The 16,930-nt window shown below is 63.9% G+C and carries 22 protein-coding genes; 11 read left to right on the forward strand and 11 right to left on the reverse strand.

Annotated elements, in window-relative coordinates; translation table 11 throughout:
- Positions 1-24 precede the first annotated feature (24 nt).
- From QZ184_RS05205 to QZ184_RS05215, 3 genes are read right to left on the reverse strand one after another with little or no spacing between them, the layout of a single operon-like run.
- Entirely contained in the window at positions 25-1,572 is a 1,548-nt protein-coding gene (locus tag QZ184_RS05205; protein WP_296418477.1) for a CHC2 zinc finger domain-containing protein, read from the reverse strand.
- A complete protein-coding gene (locus tag QZ184_RS05210; protein ID WP_296414985.1) occupies positions 1,563-3,221 on the reverse strand; it encodes a DnaB-like helicase C-terminal domain-containing protein in 1,659 nt (552 codons plus the stop codon). Before QZ184_RS05210 ends, QZ184_RS05205 begins: the two co-directional genes overlap by 10 nt.
- 3 nt (positions 3,222-3,224) lie before the next feature.
- Positions 3,225-4,079: a hypothetical protein gene (locus QZ184_RS05215; protein ID WP_296418479.1), complete on the reverse strand. Its 855-nt coding sequence runs from the start codon at positions 4,077-4,079 to the stop codon at positions 3,225-3,227.
- A 269-nt stretch (positions 4,080-4,348) separates the two neighbouring features.
- Here QZ184_RS05215 and QZ184_RS05220 point away from each other — a divergent pair, with 269 nt between their 5' ends.
- From QZ184_RS05220 to QZ184_RS05255, 8 genes are all read left to right on the forward strand, one after another.
- Positions 4,349-5,269, forward strand: a complete 921-nt coding sequence (locus QZ184_RS05220) for a sigma factor (protein ID WP_131457479.1) — start codon at positions 4,349-4,351, stop codon at positions 5,267-5,269.
- Positions 5,270-5,279: 10 nt separating this feature from the next.
- Positions 5,280-6,011: a LuxR C-terminal-related transcriptional regulator gene (locus tag QZ184_RS05225; RefSeq protein WP_296414987.1), complete on the forward strand. Its 732-nt coding sequence runs from the start codon at positions 5,280-5,282 to the stop codon at positions 6,009-6,011.
- Between the two features lie 578 nt (positions 6,012-6,589).
- Positions 6,590-6,736, forward strand: coding sequence for a hypothetical protein (locus QZ184_RS05230; RefSeq protein ID WP_161971435.1), 147 nt, complete (start codon positions 6,590-6,592; stop codon positions 6,734-6,736).
- A 24-nt stretch (positions 6,737-6,760) separates the two neighbouring features.
- Positions 6,761-7,174 carry a sigma factor gene (locus tag QZ184_RS05235; RefSeq protein WP_131457483.1) on the forward strand — a complete coding sequence of 138 codons (414 nt, stop codon included), beginning with the start codon at positions 6,761-6,763 and terminating at the stop codon, positions 7,172-7,174.
- Positions 7,175-7,328: 154 nt separating this feature from the next.
- On the forward strand, positions 7,329-8,384 hold the full coding sequence (locus QZ184_RS05240) for a hypothetical protein (RefSeq protein WP_296414991.1): 1,056 nt from the start codon (positions 7,329-7,331) through the stop codon (positions 8,382-8,384).
- A complete protein-coding gene (locus QZ184_RS05245; RefSeq protein WP_240789403.1) occupies positions 8,384-8,704 on the forward strand; it encodes a hypothetical protein in 321 nt (106 codons plus the stop codon). Before QZ184_RS05240 ends, QZ184_RS05245 begins: the two co-directional genes overlap by 1 nt.
- A gap of 124 nt (positions 8,705-8,828) precedes the next feature.
- Positions 8,829-9,191: a hypothetical protein gene (locus QZ184_RS05250; RefSeq protein WP_296414993.1), complete on the forward strand. Its 363-nt coding sequence runs from the start codon at positions 8,829-8,831 to the stop codon at positions 9,189-9,191.
- A gap of 130 nt (positions 9,192-9,321) precedes the next feature.
- On the forward strand, positions 9,322-9,483 hold the full coding sequence (locus QZ184_RS05255; RefSeq protein WP_161971436.1) for a hypothetical protein: 162 nt from the start codon (positions 9,322-9,324) through the stop codon (positions 9,481-9,483).
- Between the two features lie 38 nt (positions 9,484-9,521).
- Here QZ184_RS05255 and QZ184_RS05260 read toward each other — a convergent pair whose 3' ends face one another.
- Genes QZ184_RS05260 through QZ184_RS05270 form a run of 3 tightly spaced genes read right to left on the reverse strand, consistent with a single transcriptional unit; the run spans position 9,522 to position 10,653 of the window.
- A complete protein-coding gene (locus QZ184_RS05260; protein WP_247478408.1) occupies positions 9,522-9,794 on the reverse strand; it encodes a hypothetical protein in 273 nt (90 codons plus the stop codon).
- 5 nt (positions 9,795-9,799) lie between these two features.
- Positions 9,800-9,988 (reverse strand): DUF3721 domain-containing protein, encoded by a 189-nt coding sequence (locus tag QZ184_RS05265; protein WP_296418481.1) that lies wholly within the window; start codon positions 9,986-9,988, stop codon positions 9,800-9,802.
- Positions 9,989-10,023: 35 nt separating this feature from the next.
- Positions 10,024-10,653: a DUF305 domain-containing protein gene (locus QZ184_RS05270; protein ID WP_296415001.1), complete on the reverse strand. Its 630-nt coding sequence runs from the start codon at positions 10,651-10,653 to the stop codon at positions 10,024-10,026.
- Positions 10,654-10,783: 130 nt separating this feature from the next.
- On the opposite strand from QZ184_RS05270, the gene QZ184_RS05275 reads away from it, so the two are divergent.
- Positions 10,784-11,161: a MerR family transcriptional regulator gene (locus tag QZ184_RS05275; protein ID WP_226424081.1), complete on the forward strand. Its 378-nt coding sequence runs from the start codon at positions 10,784-10,786 to the stop codon at positions 11,159-11,161.
- Positions 11,162-11,185: 24 nt separating this feature from the next.
- Here QZ184_RS05275 and QZ184_RS05280 read toward each other — a convergent pair whose 3' ends face one another.
- From QZ184_RS05280 to rppA, 5 genes are all read right to left on the reverse strand, one after another.
- Positions 11,186-12,529, reverse strand: coding sequence for a multicopper oxidase family protein (locus tag QZ184_RS05280; RefSeq protein ID WP_363159576.1), 1,344 nt, complete (start codon positions 12,527-12,529; stop codon positions 11,186-11,188).
- A gap of 131 nt (positions 12,530-12,660) precedes the next feature.
- A complete protein-coding gene (locus tag QZ184_RS05285) occupies positions 12,661-13,416 on the reverse strand; it encodes a glutaredoxin (protein ID WP_115070382.1) in 756 nt (251 codons plus the stop codon).
- Entirely contained in the window at positions 13,409-13,819 is a 411-nt protein-coding gene (locus QZ184_RS05290) for a DUF411 domain-containing protein (protein ID WP_115070381.1), read from the reverse strand. Before QZ184_RS05290 ends, QZ184_RS05285 begins: the two co-directional genes overlap by 8 nt.
- Positions 13,820-13,879: 60 nt before the next feature.
- A complete protein-coding gene (locus tag QZ184_RS05295) occupies positions 13,880-15,133 on the reverse strand; it encodes an ATP-binding protein (RefSeq protein WP_247478413.1) in 1,254 nt (417 codons plus the stop codon).
- A gap of 74 nt (positions 15,134-15,207) precedes the next feature.
- Positions 15,208-15,918 (reverse strand): two-component system response regulator RppA, encoded by a 711-nt coding sequence (gene rppA / locus QZ184_RS05300; RefSeq protein WP_363159579.1) that lies wholly within the window; start codon positions 15,916-15,918, stop codon positions 15,208-15,210.
- A gap of 107 nt (positions 15,919-16,025) precedes the next feature.
- On the opposite strand from rppA, the gene QZ184_RS05305 reads away from it, so the two are divergent.
- Both QZ184_RS05305 and QZ184_RS05310 read left to right on the forward strand, forming a co-directional pair.
- Complete coding sequence (locus QZ184_RS05305; protein WP_247478415.1) at positions 16,026-16,601, forward strand: hypothetical protein; 576 nt, start codon at positions 16,026-16,028, stop codon at positions 16,599-16,601.
- The coding region (locus QZ184_RS05310; RefSeq protein WP_296418484.1) for an efflux RND transporter permease subunit at positions 16,594-16,930 on the forward strand (337 nt) is incomplete at its 3' end. The genes QZ184_RS05305 and QZ184_RS05310, both read left to right, overlap by 8 nt.

Here is a 16,930-nt window from a genome sequence, read left to right on the forward strand (position 1 = left end):
GGCGGCCGCTCTGCCCTGTCCCGCCTAGGGCACGGCCTCAGCGACCGGCTCGAGTGCATCCAGGAGGGCCTCGAGTTCCGCCTGGGACTGGCGCTGCAATAGAGCGATCAGCTCTGGACCCGGCGCCGCTGCGCCGCTGATCTCAGCCGCCACCGCCGCAGGCAGCGCAGCGGCCAGCTGCAGGGCCAGGGCGGCGATCGAGCCATCGAGCGAGAGCAAGGCGAGGTTGGACAGCCAATCCAGCGCCGCGCGGCAGGCCGGGTCCTGCAACTGCAGAGCGCCCACGAGCTCGCGGGTCTCTGGGGCATGGATAAACAGCCGTAAGGCACGCCGCTCGGCCCGTTGCCGCGCCGTGCTCAAGCCCTGCCTGTGGAGCATGGGATCGCAGTGCGGCAGCCCTCCACCCGACAGGGCCTGCGTCAGGCGCGTCTGCGCTGATTGGCGCAACACCCCATCGGGCCAGGGCTCAAACAAGGAGCGCACCTCTCGCTCCACCGCCTGCAGCGTCTCCAGCGGCACTCCTCCATCGCCCCGTAGCAATGGCGCAAGCAGCCGCTCCAGACGCCAATCGAGCCAGTGGCGCGCACTCGCCAGCAAGCCCTGAACGCCTGTTGGGCCTTCGCTGGTGATCAGGGCGTCGACGTCGACGCCACCACTGAGTTGCAGCACAGAAGCGCTCAAGCCCCCAGCCACCAGCTGCGGCTGCAGCTGCTCGATCAAGCGCTCCGTGGCGCTCTGGCCGGCTTGATCACCATCGAAAGCGATCAACAGGTGCTTCATCCCCTGGCGCCGGAGCAGTTGCAGTTGCAGCGGCGAGACGCTGGTGCCAAGGCAGGCCACGGCAGTGCGGAAGCCGGCCTGGTGCAGCTGGAGAACATCCAGCGGTCCCTCCACAAGCAACGCCGTGCCTTCCTTGCGGATCGCGTCCGCGGCTTGATCCAAACCAAAGACCAGGCCATTGCGCTGAAACAGCAGATCGCAAGCGCTGTTGCGGTACTTGGGCTCTTGGCTATCAGTCGCCCGGCCGCAGAAGCCCACGGTCTGCCCTGAGGCGTCATTGAGCGGCAGCATCAAGCGGCCAGCGGCGAAGCCCAGCTGCCAGCTGCGAGCCGTCTCGGCACTGATGCCACGGCTCTTGAGGTAGTCCGCCCCGTCACCGCCCTGCTCCAGCTGCCGCTCGAGCTCCTTGTGGAACTGGGTGCGCTGCTCGCTGCGCTTGGCCATCAACGCTCTGCGCTCGCGCCACGCCTGCTCAAAGCGCGCCTGGGCCTCGGCGTCACCGTCGGCCACGTTCACGCCACTGCGGCGGGCCAGCTCGAGCACTGCCTCTTGAAAGCTCAACCCCTGCCGGTCCTGCAGCCAGCCGATGGCATCGGTGCCCTTGCCGCAGACAAAGCAGTGCACCCGGTTGCGCTTTGGGCTCACGGTGAGCGACGGCCGCCGGTCCTCATGCCACGGGCAGGTCGTGATGAACTCCGATCCGGCCTTGCGCAGCTCTGCGGGGCTGAAGAGATCGACGATGCGGGCGCGCTCGCGCACCTGCTCCAGCAGCGCCGGGGTGATCACAGACATTCGACCCCCGGATAGAGGTCCGAGCCGTTGAACACCCGCCGGCCCTCATCGGCCTCCAAGAAGCAATGGCCCCGGTCCAGGCGGATCGTGGTTTTGCTGAGGTCATTGCCGCCCGCCATCTGCCCATGGCGGAACTTGCCGTGGTGCACCTCCAGGACACCAGGCTTAGCCGGGCTGAACTCATCGAGCTTGGGGCGATCAACCAGCCAGACCGCCGAGGCGTAACGCTCCAGCTCAGAGGTCCCCGCCAGGTGGGAGACATCCGGGCCGGTGGGGTTGCCGTAGGCGCCGCGGTTGAGCTGGGCCACCACAAAGGCATCGAGCTCGCAGCGTCCGGCCATCGCCTTGATCGCCATCGCCCGCGCCGCGAGCTCTGCCGTTGTATTGCTGCCGTAGCCGGCGGTTGGGCCCATGGCGTGGAAGTGATCGAGCACCACCGCCGCCAGATCCGGATGGGCGCTCTTGCAGTCCTCCACCAAAGCCGCCAAGTCCTCCACGGTGGCAGCGAACTGGGATTGATAGAGCACCTTTCCCATCGGCGCCCCATTGGGCGCGATGCCCTCTGAGAACTGCGCGGCCCACCCCCGCAGCTGCTCGAGCTCAGGGCCCTCAATGACTCGACCACGGCCCTCGAGGTCATTGGTGCAGTAGCTCGAGCGATAGCTCCCAGCCGCACGGCGGCAGTAGTGCGAGAGCAAGCGGGCACCGATCGCGCGCCGGCTGAGCTCACAGGAGAGCACCAGCACCGAGGCCCCATTGATCGCCAGGCCCATCGCCGCTGCAATCGCCAGCGTGGTTTTGCCCACACCCGATCGCGCCGCCAACACCCAGGTGCTCTCGCCGGTGCCCGGCAGGATCCCGCCGCGCATGTCCATATCCAGCGAGGGGATGCCGGTGGAGATGGGCTTTGGGCGCTGCTCCTGCGGCAGTGAGGCCAGGGCAATGCTTTCGCTGGCCGCATCGCTGGCGCTGCAGACCGCGATGCTCTGGCGAAAACGGCCCGCCGTAATCGCGGTGGCCTCGTTCAAAAGCGCACGGCACTGCTCCAGTTCGCTGTCGATCGCGCCATCGCACCGCTCGCGGCCCAACAGCCGCCGCAGGCCCGGGTAAAAGAGCGCGCGGGCCTTGGCGCTCTGGAACAGCTGACAGGCCAGCTCGAACTCCAGCTCGGGGTGGGGGGCTCCGTCCTCTCCCCAGTCCAGTAGCGCAGAGAGCGTGGTCTCAAGCTGTTGGATTGAGCCGCGGAAGCGACCATCCAGGGCCCGTTGCTGCAGGCCCTCACGAATCGAGTGGGCGTTGAGCAGCGCCAGGTCGCGCTCACCGCGATAGAGCGCATCAATTTCAAGCGCCAGGGCCCGATGCCCGGGATCAAGCCAGAGGCCCGCGGGCACGGCCTCGTCAAAGCGCAGACCAATGGCGCGGCGGAATTGCCCCCAGCGCTGCTTCTGGTCGCCGCTCCCGCGCAGGACCGCTGCCAGCAGGTTTTTCTCATGGAGGAGCAGCGCCTCTCCATCCACCCCTGACGGCAGCGCCAGCGGTTCTGCGGCGATCAGGCCGCCGCTGGTTTCAAGCAAGGCACCGCTGTCGATGGCGCGTTGCACCACCTCCGGGTCAAAGCCTCCCGGAACCGGCCGATTCAGATCTGCCATCGCTCAATACATCTCTGCGGGTTGCTGGAACTGGAGCGCAGCGCTCCCTGTTGGCCCGTGGCCCTCGGCCTCAAGCCGCTCGATCAGTCGCTGCTTCTCAGCGGCCTGCAGCTTGAGCGCCTCGATCCCCTGGCCTCGCCATTGGTGGCCGTCCCAGAGGAACAGGCGCCGCGCACGCTCGAGATCCGCGTCGCGCCCGCAGGCCCCTGCGCCCCAGGTGAAGACATGCCAGAACTCCGGGCCCAGACCAGCTGCCTTGCGATCGGCGCTCAACAGCGCCGCAATGCAATCGCTGCCGCTGCGTCCGTTCGGGTAGGTCTCGCGCCAGAAGGAAGGCATCGCCGAGAGGGCCGCAGCGCTTCGTTCCCACAACGACTCGGGCGAGCCGGCGTAGCGGATGGCGCGCTGCAGCCGCGGGAGCAGCACGGCGCCTTTGGGTTGATAGGCCGGCCAGCTGCCGGGGCGGTGGCGGTTGTAGGTCGCCGCAAACTGCTCCACCAGATCGCTCGGTGCTTTCAGCTCAATCGAGCGCTGCGGCGCAGGCGTGGAGCTCCCTTGGCGGTGCAGTTCTGCCCGTGTGCCCTGGGGCCCTGTGCTGTAACTCAGCCAGCCCATCGCCTGCAGGTCCGCCAGGTCGTCGCGCAACAGACGCGGTTGCAGATGCCAGGCCTCCGCCAGCTCGCGGATCGCGAAGCACACCACTCCCGTTGGGCGTGCACGCCACTGCAGGTGGCCATAGAGGCTGGCGACGCGCAGGGCTCGGCTGGGCTTGCTGGATCCGCGGCGCCGCCCCTGGAGCTGCAGCAAGGCCTGGTGGGTTTGTTGGATCGCCTGCGTTCGAACGCAGAAAAATTGCATACCGGATCAGGAGGTCCTGCTCCTGTCGTGACGGCAGAGGCTATGGGCACCGCACGTCTTCCCTGCGGAGCCCCCTGGACCCCAGCCGCTGGTGTTCTCTTCTTCTTCTTTTTCTTCTCTCTATAGAAGTGAGGCACACCAGCCCTCACCCGCAGGGCACGACAGGCCTCATCCCTGGGGCACAGCAGACACCGCTGCCATAACCCAACTGCAGTGGTGAGCGCAACCGTGGAAATACGGGGAATGCTCCGCGCAGTTGCGTCCTTGCCATGGCCCCCCGTCGACCCTGCCTGACCTCCTCCGTTGATGCCTGGTTGCAGTCCGCCAGCCGTCATCAGCCCCTCAGTGAGCGCACCGTGCTCGAGCTCTCCCGCCGGATCCAACGCTGGCAGCAGCATCCCGATGGTCCGGATCATGCCCCCAAGCCCGTGCGCCGCAGCGCGCTGCGTGCACGCGATCAGCTGGTCCAACACAACCTGCGGCTCGTCAGTCACACCTGGCGGCGTAACCGCCATCTGCTGCCCCTGCGCGATGAGGGCACCGTTGATGCCATGCAGGAAGCGGCGCTGAATCTGGTGCGGGCCGCTGAAAAGTTCGATCCGGCCAAGGGTTACCGGTTCTCGACCTACGCCAGCTTTTGGCTGCAGCGCGGCTTCTCTGAATTCCTGCAGCGCGGCCGGCGCATGATTCGTTTTCCGGCGGAGAAGGCCGGTCTGATGCTCAAGGCACAGCGCTTGATTGAGCAACACCAAGCCAACACCGGTTCGGCGCCCTCGCTGCCGTGGCTGGCGGCTCAGTTGCGCTTCAACGGCAAGGCACTCAAGCCAAGCCAGCTGGCTGAACTGTTGCAGCAATGGCGCGGAACGCTGACGGACTCCCTCGATCAGGGCGTCCAGGAGGAGGAGAGCGATCGAGGGTTCTCCTTGTTAGTGCGGGCCTCGCAGCAGATCAGCCGAGAACAGGGCGATCAGCAGCGTGAGGATCAATCACTCGCGTCCCTCGAGCGCTGGTTATCTGCGCTGGAGCCGCTGGAACTGCGGGCGATTCGCAACCTTTACTTGCGCCAGCCCTGCCTCACTCCACCTCAACTGCGCCGCTCCTTCCCTGGCATGAGCCCAGAGGAGATTCAAGGTCTTAAGCAACAGGCTCTGGGCAAGTTGCGCGCCGCAGCGCTAAAGCAAGACCAGTGATCCAGAAGCAATGGGGACAGAGAACCCGCCTGCTTCCCTCCAGGTTCTTAAGCAGGCCGTAGCCGATCTCAGTGGCGGTTGGGATCTGCTGGTCTGCAGCCCTAACCAACGGCTGATCTCCACCGCTGCGCTGCTGCTAGAGCCGCTGTCCTTCCGCCTGCTCAGTCCAGCTGAATGGATCAGTGGAGCCTCCCTCAGTGGCCGCCCTGCACTGCTGCTCTGCGATGACCTCTATCCAGGCGGCGGCGCACAAACCCTGCTCACGGCGCGATGCCACAACAGAGAGCACCCGCCGATCCGGCAGGTGCTGGTTGGCCTGGATGAGCGGGTCAGCGACGAGCGGCTGCGTTGTCTTTGGCAGTGCGCTCCCCAGGGGTTGATTTGTAGCCAACGCACGGGCGAGGGCCAACTGCTTCAAGCCATGGCCTGCCTCCTGCGTGGCAACAGCTGGCTAGACCCAGCCTTTGCGGCGCGCCTGCAACAGGCCGGCGAGTGCAGAGCAGTTCTGACCGACCGTGAGCAGGAGCTCCTGCGGATGCTCGCTGCAGGCCGCACGACAACGGAGATGGCGGCCTTACTGCAGGTGCGGTGCGACACCATTCGACGCCGCTTTAGTGGGCTGTACGCCAAGACAGGCAGCCGCGGGCAACGGGACCTACTGAGCTGGGGGCTGGAGCAGGGCGTGCTGCGCAGCGGCGACCTCCTCCGTTCCGCTGAGCCTTGCCTACAAGCAAGTCGCTAAGGCAGTCGGCCTCAAGCAGTACATCCAGCGCGATGATCTGGCATGCCGTGCGCCTGCGCGGGAGCCATCCAGCCAGATGCCGGCGCTGACCCAGGGGAATGGGTCGCGGTAGGTCAAGGCATTGGCCCGTGAAGGGCAGCCAGCGCGTGATGCCATCGCCTTCTCGCCAGGGCTCAAGGCTGGTGATCTCAAGCAGCTGCTTGATGCTGTTGTCTCCCTGGCTGAGCGATGTCAGATACATCAGCTCAGCGCGCGGGCCATCGGGCAGCTCCAGGGGCATCCAGAAGCCACGGGCGGCGGCATTTGCCATGGCTTCGCGGTGGTGGTGAGTGAGAAGAACCTGTGTGTTCATGGCCTGTTGGCATCACTGCTTGGGTTCTCGCTCCGGTTCAAACCCCAGTGCAGCCCACGGCTGTGGCCTGGAGCTGCCACAGCCGTGGGATCAAGGCAGCACAGCTGTGGGCAGGTGCTTGGGGCAAGCGCAGGCAGATTCAGAGCCTGTGCTGCAAGCCACAGGATCTTTTCCCCTTTCAGGGCTGCGCTGGTCTGCGGAACCCTTGGGGAGTTGCATTGCACCCATGCCCTGGTTCACCCGCGGCAGTGTCATCGGCATCGCCTTGGCACTGATTGTTCAGCTATTGGCCCCCACACCCCTACGCGCGGTGCTGGTGGGGCGACTCGAGCCCAGCGGTGCCCATAGCCTCTCGCACCTGCACAACGGATGAATGCCAAGACGCCCGCGCCGTCCGATGACGAGCGCCCAGCGCGCCTTTGCCTGTGAGCACCTGGGCTTGGCCCATCAACAGGCACAGCGCTTTGCCCGCCGGTGGTCGGTCGCCGTCGAGGAGCTGATCGGACCGGCCTACGAGGGCCTTTGCAAGGGGGCCGTGGACTTTGATCCAAGCCGGGGCCATCGCCCCTCCAGCTATCTCGTCCCGAAGGTCAAGGGCGAGCTGCTGCACCACTTCCGCGATACCGGCTTCTCAGTGCGCATTAGCCACCGCCTGCGGGAGCTCTGGATCAAGGCCCGCAAGTACGTCACCCAAGGCCTCAGCGATCCAGAGATTGCTGAGCAGCTCGAGGTCCCGCTGGAGCGCTGGCTCGATTGTCGCTGCGCCTGCGGACAACGGCCGATTCCGTTGCATGAACTGCAGCAGATCTAGGCACCCCTGAGTGCAACAAAGCACTGCCGGTAGCCTTCATCACCTGCATGTCTCTATGGGCTTAAACAAAGAACGCAGAACCCGCAATCGCAAGCGCCAGGTAGTCAAACATCCTTGCGTTCAAGACCCCGACCGCGAACTGCTGCAGTTCAACGTGCGCCTTGCCAAGGCCCGCCAGGCTCAGGCCGATACCAACCGGATTGAGCGCAAGGCCTTCCGTGAACACGCCCGCGTTGAGAACGCAGTGACGGCCTACGCACGGGAGCTCTGTGCCCGGCTTGAGGAACAGAGCTTTAGCCGCGGTCTCACCCTGCGGAGCATTCCGGAGTCCCGCGATGCGGTCCTGATCGTGCAGCTCAGCGATCTGCACTTCAACGAGCGGGTTGATCTCCCCTCCAATCGCTATGACTTCTCGATTGCCGCACAGCGCCTCGCCAAGCTGGCCAGCCGCGTCAAACAACTGGGCAAGAGCTACGGCGCCCGCAAGGTTGTGATCGCCTGTCTTGGCGATTTCCTCAACAGCGATCGTCGCCTGGATGAACTGCTGAGCAATGCCACGAATCGCTCCAAAGCCACCCTTTGTGCGGTGGATATCCTGCGGGCCTTTGTGCTCGACCTGCGCGAGCAATTCGAGATCGAGGTGTATGGCATCACCGGCAATGAAAGCCGCGTGAACAAAGAGCTCGGCTGGAGCGATGAACTTGCCAGCGATAGCTACGACCTGATGATCTACGAGATCCTCAAGCGCGGCTTTGCCGGCGCCGATGGCATTGCGTTCAAGGGCTTCCGGTCCAATGAACTGCTCTTTGAGGTCCTGGGCCGCACCTTCCTCTGCCTGCACGGCCACCAGATCGGCGCGAACGTGCAGAAGTCGGTTCAAGAGATCACCGGCAAGTACGCCGCCCAGGGCATCACGGTGGACTTCACCCTCTTTGGTCACCTGCACGCCAGCGCGATCGGCGACTACCACGCCCGCAACGCCTCCCTGGTGGGCAGCAACGCCTACTCAGAAGCAGGTCTGAACTTCTGCAGCAAGGCCGCCCAGAACGTCCATGTGGTGACACCCGGAACCATCGACGGGATGAAGGTCGACCTGCAGGACGTGTCCGGCATTGAGCCCTATCCCTTCGCTGCCGAATGGGAGGCCTACTGCCCCAAGAGCGAGCGCAAGCTCCACACCCCCTCTGTCGTCTATCAGGTCGTCGTCTGATGTCGCATCCCATCTCCACCCACGGCTGCTCCTGCCGCCAGCAACCTGAGCAACTCGATCTCCAGCGCACGCTGCTCCAGACGATCACGGGCCTGACGCAGCTGTTGAGCCAACTCAACCAGCCCACTGCGGCGGTGGCTCCGGTGGCGGTGCCAGCTCCCCGCGGCAACGGCCTTTGGGATGAGTTGTCGGTCGTTGAACTGCGTTCACTGCTGCGCAGCTATCCGATCGATCGCAGCTCGCTGCCGGCGCCGATCGAACTCCTGCGCCGCTCAGAACTGATCGAAGCCCTCCATCAGATCCAGACCATCGTCCGCTGAACACACCACAGAGAGATCTATGACTGCAACCTTGACCGCCCCTGTCCTTGGTGAACCCAGCCCCGGCTCAGCTGAGGCTCTCGTACTCCTGGCAGCAGCTGGTGTCCTCCCAGCCGAAGCTGGAGTGGAGGACCCTCGCTTCTCCGCCGAGTCCATCACCACCTGTGTCTCCCGCCTGCTTGAGGTGAAGCACCAGCAGGAGCTCTTGGCTCACGAGCAGAAAGAACTGAATGAACAACTGCGCCTGGCGCACCTGCGCGGTGATCTGCGCTCCCATCTGCCGGCCGGCAAAGACGGCCAGGGCTATCAGATCACTCCCGATCTGGTGCTCAACCGCCGCGCCGGCCGTAAGCAATGGAGCTATTCGATCGGCTGCAAAGAGATCGAGTGCCAGCTCAAGGCACGCCAGAGCTACGAACAGCAAATCGGGATCGCCAGCTACAGCGTCGGCGCGGCATTCTGGGACATCAGAGCCGGCAGGGGTTGACGCCTGACAGCAGACCTCTGGCTCTCCTCCGCCCTGGGCTATGGCTCGGGGCTTTTTGCTGTAGATGCCCCTCCTCAGGGCGACAAGAAGCAGCAGAGTTTCTATAACGCCCCCAGTGGATACGGCTGCCATGGGACTGCTCTACGAACTGCTGATCGACTCCGCCGATGGCACCACCACCGTGCGGATCGAGGCCGACAGCCGCGAGGAAGCACTGGGAAACGGCCAGGAGCTCTTCCCGGGCTGTCGCCTCGCACTGGTGAATCCCGAGCCGGGAGAACAGAACGGTTGATGTTGTAGAGCTGCCGTTGGGTTGGCAATCTCGGTGGTTCAGGCTCGCCTCGGCCTTGAGAACCAGAGACTCAGCCCGGAGAGGATCACCACCAGAGTGAAGATGCCGAGCAGAATCGAGTAGTACGGCTGCAGATTCAACGGTCCGAAGCGTCCGGTGTGAATCTTGAGTAGCCAGAAGGCATCCACGCCCTGCTCCAGCAGGAGGCTGTAAAGCGAGCCGCTGGCGGCCGTGAGCAACAGCGGTGCCGCTGCCAGTGGAACGAGCAGTCGATGCAACCGCCGAGCCCGGTGTTGCAGAGAGCGGGGCATGGGCGTCACTCCTCGCGCAGTTCCTTGTGCAGCATCGCTTCGTTGCTGCAGGGCATCCAGCGGCCGTTGTTGTCGTGCACCCCATCACAGCCGAGCTGCTTGGCCCGTTGCTCGGTCTCGGATCGGGTCGAGTAGAGCCCCTTGGAGTGGGCCCAGCTGGCTTGAGGAAGTAGCAGTGTGGCGCTGAGCAGCACTGTGACAATGGTGCAGCGCTGGGGGACTGGGCTGATCACAGTGAAAACAGAGCGTCGTACTTGTAGTAAGCCGGTTTGTTGAGACCGTCACGCCGAAGCATGCGGCGCAGCTCGATGATTTCGCGGCGCTGGGTCACGATGATCTGGCGCGCCAGCCGCAGGATTGTGGGGTTGGTGGATTTATCCAGGGCGTCGTGCGCCATCTCCAGTGCACCGCCGTGGTGCTGAATCATGCCCTCAAGAAACCAGTTCACCCGGGTTTCAGGGCTGGGGGCCGATCCGCTCATCTGCATCGCCGTGATCTGTGCGGCGCTCATCCGCCGCAGGGCTTCCAGGCTGTTGGGATTGCCACCGGGAGGCAGCATCACTGGATACACCGGAGCCTGGGGATACCAGGCTTTGCGCCACTGCCCCATCGCCTTGATCTCATTGCTCTGCTCATTCCAGATGCCGTTGGCCAGGGCTCCCACGCCCGGTGAACCAATGTTGAATACGAATTCACTCATGCGCAGCGCACCGATGTGGTGCTGCACCATGGCGTCGATCCAGCGCAGGTCGTAGGTGCTGCCTGCAGGGCCCACCGAATGGTCATGCCCATGGTGCGGCTGTTGGCTCGGTTGCCGTTGATGGTGGTCGTGGTTGTGATCGTGACCTGAGTGATCCATCGCCGGCTGTGCCACGGACACGGCCGGTAGCCAGAGGGAGGCAAAGGCAACCAGAGGAAGAAGGCGACGCAAGTCGGACAGCACGAGTCCAGATAGTGTCTGGTCTCCCCTTACAGGAGAGTCAATCCCCGTGACGGCTTCGGATGCGTTGCTCAAGATCGGTGCGGTGGCGGAGCGCAGTGGCGTTTCGGTGAAAACGATCCGCTTCTACTGCGACCAGGGCCTGCTCCAGCCGGTGGCGCGCTCTGATGGGCGCTACCGCCTGTTCGACGACTCGGTGTTTGCCGAGCTGGCCTTGATCCGCCGTCTGCGGGCCATGGATCTACCGCTGGCGACGGTTGGCACTGTGCTGGGTGCACGGCGATCCGGGAATTGCACCTGCAACGATCTCCAGGCCACGATCCGCGGCAAGCTCACCGAGATTCAGCAGCGCGTCCACGAACTACAGAGCCTGGAAGCCGAACTCAACACGATGCTGAACACCTGGGAGCGCTGCGGCGGCCGTTGATGCGTTGCGCGATCAGCGCAGTGCTCAGGCTTCGATCAAGATGTTGCCCATCATGCCGAGCTCCTCGTGATCGAGGATGTGGCAGTGATACACGCTCTTGCCAGCAAAGTCGCTGAAGCGGGTGCGCACGCGCACGGTTTCGCCAGGGCGCACCAGCACCACATCCCGCCAGGCCCGGTAGGGCTCAGGCCTGCCATTGCGGCTGATCACCTGCATCGGATTCACATGCAGATGGAAGGGGTGATCCATCACGCCTGTGTTCAGCAGCTCCCAGTCCTCTGTGTCTCCCAATTGCACGCGCGTGTCAATGCGCCCATGGTTGTAGCTCTGGCCGTTGATCAAAAAGGCCATGCCCATGCCTGGTGCCATGCCGTGATTCATCACAAATCGGCGCGTACGCAGCGGGCTGGGGAGCTCCTCCACCGCTAAGAGCTGCTGCGGCAGAGGCTGCGGCGCTACAACGCCATTGGTGCTCACCGTTGCGATGACATCAGCTTGTTCCTGGCCAGACACCGCTCTCCCCATGCCCATACCCATACCCATGCCCATACCCATGCCCATACCCATGCCGCCCATCATTGGGCGCCCCAGGCGCCTGTAGGGGAGGTTGTTCAAGCGAAACCGACCACCTTCGGGAGCCACCTGCACCAACACATCGGCACGCTCGCCGGGCACCAGCAGCAACTCCTGCAACGGCAGTGGTTGCTCCAGTGCACCACCATCAGTGGCAATCAGATGCATGGTGTGACCCTCCAGCGCCAGTCGCCAGAAGCGGGCATTGGAGGCGTTGAGAAGGCGTAGGCGCAGCAAGCCGCCGGCTGCAACCTGCAGCTCGGGCTTCACCTGGCCGTTCACGCTCAGAATCGAGCCTTCTCGGCCAAGCATCACACCAGAACCGGAGCGCTGGTTGGCGGCTGGAAGATCCTTGAGCACAAGCACTTCTTCCTGGGCCGCCTGCACTTCAGGGATGCGATCGAGATCGCCTCTCACCAGCAGCGCACCACCCAGGCCACCAAACACCTGGTCAGCCACCGTTCCATGGTGATGGGGGTGGTAGTAGAAGAGGCCCGCCGGGTGATTGTCCGGCAAGGAGAAGCTGTAGCTCTGTCGCTGGCCAGGAGCAACCCTCAGGAACACATTGTCGGCTGCTCCGCTGGGTGGAATGTGCAGGCCGTGGTAGTGCAGATTCGTTGGCTGAGTCAGGCGGTTGTGCAGCTGGATCCGCACCGCATCACCAGGCTGCAGTTCAAGCTGGGGGCCAGGGAGTAAGCCGTTGTAGGTGAGTGCCCGTCCTGATGTGCCAGGGATGCTGATGGACGTTTCCTGCGCTACCAGATCCAGCTCCAGCAGGCCAGCTTGAGAGCGCACTGGCGACGTCGCCGCCGCGTTGATGCTCCTCCGTGGATCTGCGGCCCAGCCATGGCAGCCATGGCGCAGAGCCGCGACTGAGGCTGCTGCAGTGCCACCGGCTGCCAGGGCGAGAAAGGAGCGCCGGCTGATCACAACGCACCCCCAGAAGCAAGAGCCATCACTGGCTGAATCAACATCGCCAAACCCATCAGCCCCATGATCAGATTCTCAGCGAAGCTCACCACCCCCAGCGGTGTGCGGGAGTTGCCGCCCACGCAGGCACAGTTCAGTGCCAGGTGATCGACGAACACGGCTTTGCCGACGGAGACCATGCCCATCACACCGAGAAGCACTGCTGTCACGCCAATCACAGCTTCAAGGCCCATACTCTCGGCCGATTGCAGCATCCCAAGTCCCACCAATAGCTCAACAGCGGGATACAGTTTTCCCCAGGCCTGCCAACGCTGCGTGAGCAGGTCATATTTGCGGAAGCTTGCAGCGAATGCCGCAATATCCATCAGCTTGAGCATCGCCAACAGGCAGATCGCCAGGCCCATGTAGCCCCGGATTTCGCCCCCTAATGCCAGGTTGATCAACAGAGCGCTCAGGAACACAGCGATCACTGGTGCGTAGGACACCTCTGCTGTTTCCGCGGTGACACCAAGCCGTTTCGCCAGCTCGGTGTAGCCCCCAATGCGCTCCGCGCCGGCAAACACCTGCGGCGTGGTGGTCACACCGTGGGCATGCTTGAAGGCTTCCACCTCCGCCTGGCTGCGCAGAGGATGATCCTCAAACGGAATCCCCTGGGCGCGCAGGAGCTGAAGCGCGCGCTGCCCCCACGGACAGGCATGCTCGGGCGTCTCCATCCTGTAGAGACGCACAGCGCTGAGTTCCGGCTTAGCCATCACCCTCCACCGTCTGGAAGGCTTGGGTCCGGCCGGATTCGGTGAAGGTGAACACCGTGTAGCTCTCTGTCTTGAACGGTGATTCCATGCCGGGCGAACCGAGCGGCATACCGGGTACGGCAATTCCGGCCACCTGTGGGCGTTCCTTCAGCAGCCGCTGAATCGCCGACACTGGAATATGACCCTCAACCGTGTAACCCCCAATCCGGGCGGTGTGACAGGACTGCAGCTGAGGTGGAACGCCGTAGCGCTGCTTGATGCTCGCAAGGTTGCTCGTCACGTAGTCCTTCACTGTGAAGCCGGCTTGCCTGAGGTGGTCCAGCCAGCCTTTGCAGCAGCCACAGCTTGGGGAGCGATAGGCGGAAACCACCGCAGGCACAGGTATGGCGGCGACTGGAGGCATCAACAGAGGCACAGGAGGACGGCGACTGCTTCCACCGTAAACACTCCAGTCGGTGGAGAGTCAATGGGGTGGCTCAGCCGCCGGAATCTCCAGGGAGAAGCAGCTGCCGCATCCAGTCCTGGAGTGCACCTGGATTGCTGCGCGATGGCGGACGGCGATGGCTTGCGCGATGGCCAGCCCCAGCCCACTGCCACCCTGGAGGCGTGAGCGAGACGGATCCAGTCGCGTGAAGCGATCAAAGATTCGGCCCTGCATCTCCTCAGCGATGCCAGGTCCGTTGTCGGTGATTGAAAGCTGGAAATGGCGACCCTGGTGCTTCAGGGAGACGTCGATCGCGCCACCTGCTGGGCTGTGCTGCATCGCGTTGCTCAGCAGATTGATCACAAGCCGGCTGAGTTCTGTCTCCGCCCCAAGCACCTTGGCACTGGACATCCATGACGTGTGAATCAGGCTCACCTGAGCAGCCGCAGCTGTCTCTGAAAAATCCTCCATCACATCGGCCGTGATCTCGGCGAGATCACACACCGTTGCCGGCTCCCGCTCGCAGGGTCGTTCAAGGCTGGCGAGCAACAACAGGTCGCCGATCAGGTTCTGCAGGCGCCGGCCCTGGGCCAGCACCCGATCCCAGCGTCCTGTCTCCACCACTGCCATCAAGTTGGCCAGCGGGGTGCGTAATTCGTGGGCCACATCGGCGCTGAACTGCTCCTGTCGCTGATAGGCCTCCAGTAATGGTGCCATCGCCAATCCAGCCAGCCACCAGCTGGCAGCGCCCATGGCCAGCAGCGCAACGAGGAAGACAGCATGTCCCAACCACACCAGCTGTTGTGCTTCCCGGTCCAGATCGTTCAGGCTGTGTGAAATCTGAAGGAATCCCCAGACGGGTTCTCTGTTGCTGTTGGAGTGATGCAGATGAATGGAGTAGGTGAGCCAGCGCCGGCCAGCGGGTTCTTGCGTGAGCTGCCAACCTTGATCAGCCGCTGGCGGGAGCAGGATCGGAGCCCCGGGGGAGCTGGCCAGCAGAGCACCGTTGGGATCGAGAACACGCAGCTTGTAGCGGTCGGAATCGGTGGCACTGATGGCATGGCGTTCAACCAATGAATCCGGTGCCTTGCAAGGCTCTCCTGCAATACAGAGGCCCGGTAGAACCGAAACAAGTGCGGGCGTGGGCCGGGCCGCCTGCGGCAGCAGGACAGGCTTGAGACTGTCGTGCAGGGTGCCGGCAAGAGCTTGCAGTTCACGCCGGATGGCGCTGTCCTGGCTCTGCAGCAACAGCCGTCCCATCGCGAACCCCGCGCCGTAAAGGAGTGCACCCATCACCAGCAAGGAGAGTCCCGCCAGTCTCAATCGAGCTTGAAATAACAGGCGATGCGCTGGCGTTTGGATGGTCATCACAGCAACACCGCAGCATGCGGGTTCAGCCGATACCCCTTACTCGGTATGGTTTCAATCGGAGAAGCAAGCCCATGAGAAGCAAGCTTGCGCCGCAGCAATCGCACCTGGGCGGCAACAACATTGCTGATGGGATCCTGCTGCAGATTCCACAGTTGGTTGCGCAAGCGTGAGCCGGAAATCACCTCACCGGGGTGTTCCAGGAAATAGCTCATCAGTTGCTGCTCTTTCGTGGAGAGCTCAATGCAAACCTCAGCTGCGGCTGTTGCCACGAGCAACTGCCCCGCGGCGAGATCCAGCCGGAAGCAACCGGCTTCCAGGAGCGGCGCCCGATAGCTGGGCTGTCGCCGCTGCAACGCCCGTACCCGTGCGAGCAGCTCCTCCATCGCGAAGGGCTTGCTCAGATAGTCGTCCGCGCCGGCATCCAGGCCCTCAACCCGGTCGGCTGTTTCGTTACGGGCCGTGAGCAGCAAGAGCGGTAGCGCCAGGCCCCGCGATCGCGTTCGCCTGCACAGATCGAGGCCGCTGAGCTCCGGGAGCATCCAATCAAGAATTCCCAGGTCGTAGTGGGCCTGATCACTCCCCAGAAGCACCCAGCCGTCCTGACCGCTGACGCAGTGATCCACCACATGGCCCTGGCCCTCCAGGACTGCCTGGATGGATCGCGCTAGATCCATCTCGTCCTCCACCAACAGGATCCGCATGGGCATCGGCGTGGCGGATCAACAGGGCACAGATCTTAGTGAGGGCAGTGGATTTCATCTGTTTTTCATCCCGGTTGTGCCAACTTCCGCCTATCCAGTGCTTCCCCAGGCCTTTGCTTCCCCGAATCCTGCAGCTGGCGGCCAGCGCCAGCCTTGCTGCCACAGCCTTACTCGCAGCGCCCATCGCCACGCCCCTGGCCCTGGCGCATGTGGGCCATGGCGATGAATTTCAACAGCAGGGCGAGGCGCGGCAGGTGCGCCGCAACGCCGACACCGATGCCTTGCTGGGGGTGGCCACGGCGACGCCGGAAGACGGGCCGGATGGGCTGTCGGTTCCCTCCACCGCCCTGGTCGACGCCAACGGCAAGCCACTGCTGTTCGTGCAGACCCAGACCACCTACGACCCCGTGCTCGTGGTGACGGGGGGCAGGCAGGGCGACCGGGTTGTGATCAGCGAGGGCCTTGATCCCACCGACGAGGTCGTGATCTCCGGCGCCCTCTCGCTCTACGCGGAATCGAAAAAGACACAACAGGCTGAGCCGGCAGCAGACAACAAACCCGCTCCGCAACAGGAGCGCACAATGGCGAGCGAGTCCGCTCTGCCCGTCCCGGCCCTAGCAGCTGGCGCTGCTGTGGTGCTCGCCTCTGGTGCCATCTGGCTGACCCGCCGCAGGAAGACGGATGCTTGAGCGGTTGCTCAACGCAACGCTGCGGTTTTCGATCGCACGCCGCTGGCTGATCGTTGCCGCAGCGATCGCCATCAGCCTCTGGGGGCTGCTGGCCGTGAGCCAGATGCCATTGGATGTATTTCCGCCTTTTGCCCCGCCGCAGGTGGACGTTCAAACCAGTGCCGCTGGGCTCTCACCAGAGGAAGTGGAAACGCGGATCACGCTGCCAATTGAATCGGCCGTGAACGGTATTGCCGGCGTGGAGACGGTTCGCTCCTCCTCCAAACCCGGCCTCTCGATGGTGCAGGTGGTGTTCAACCAGAACGCCGACATCTACCGCGCCCGCCAAT

The sequence above is a fragment of the Vulcanococcus sp. DEBay_Sum22DG08_74 genome (assembly GCF_017852955.1).
Taxonomy (GTDB): domain Bacteria; phylum Cyanobacteriota; class Cyanobacteriia; order PCC-6307; family Cyanobiaceae; genus Vulcanococcus.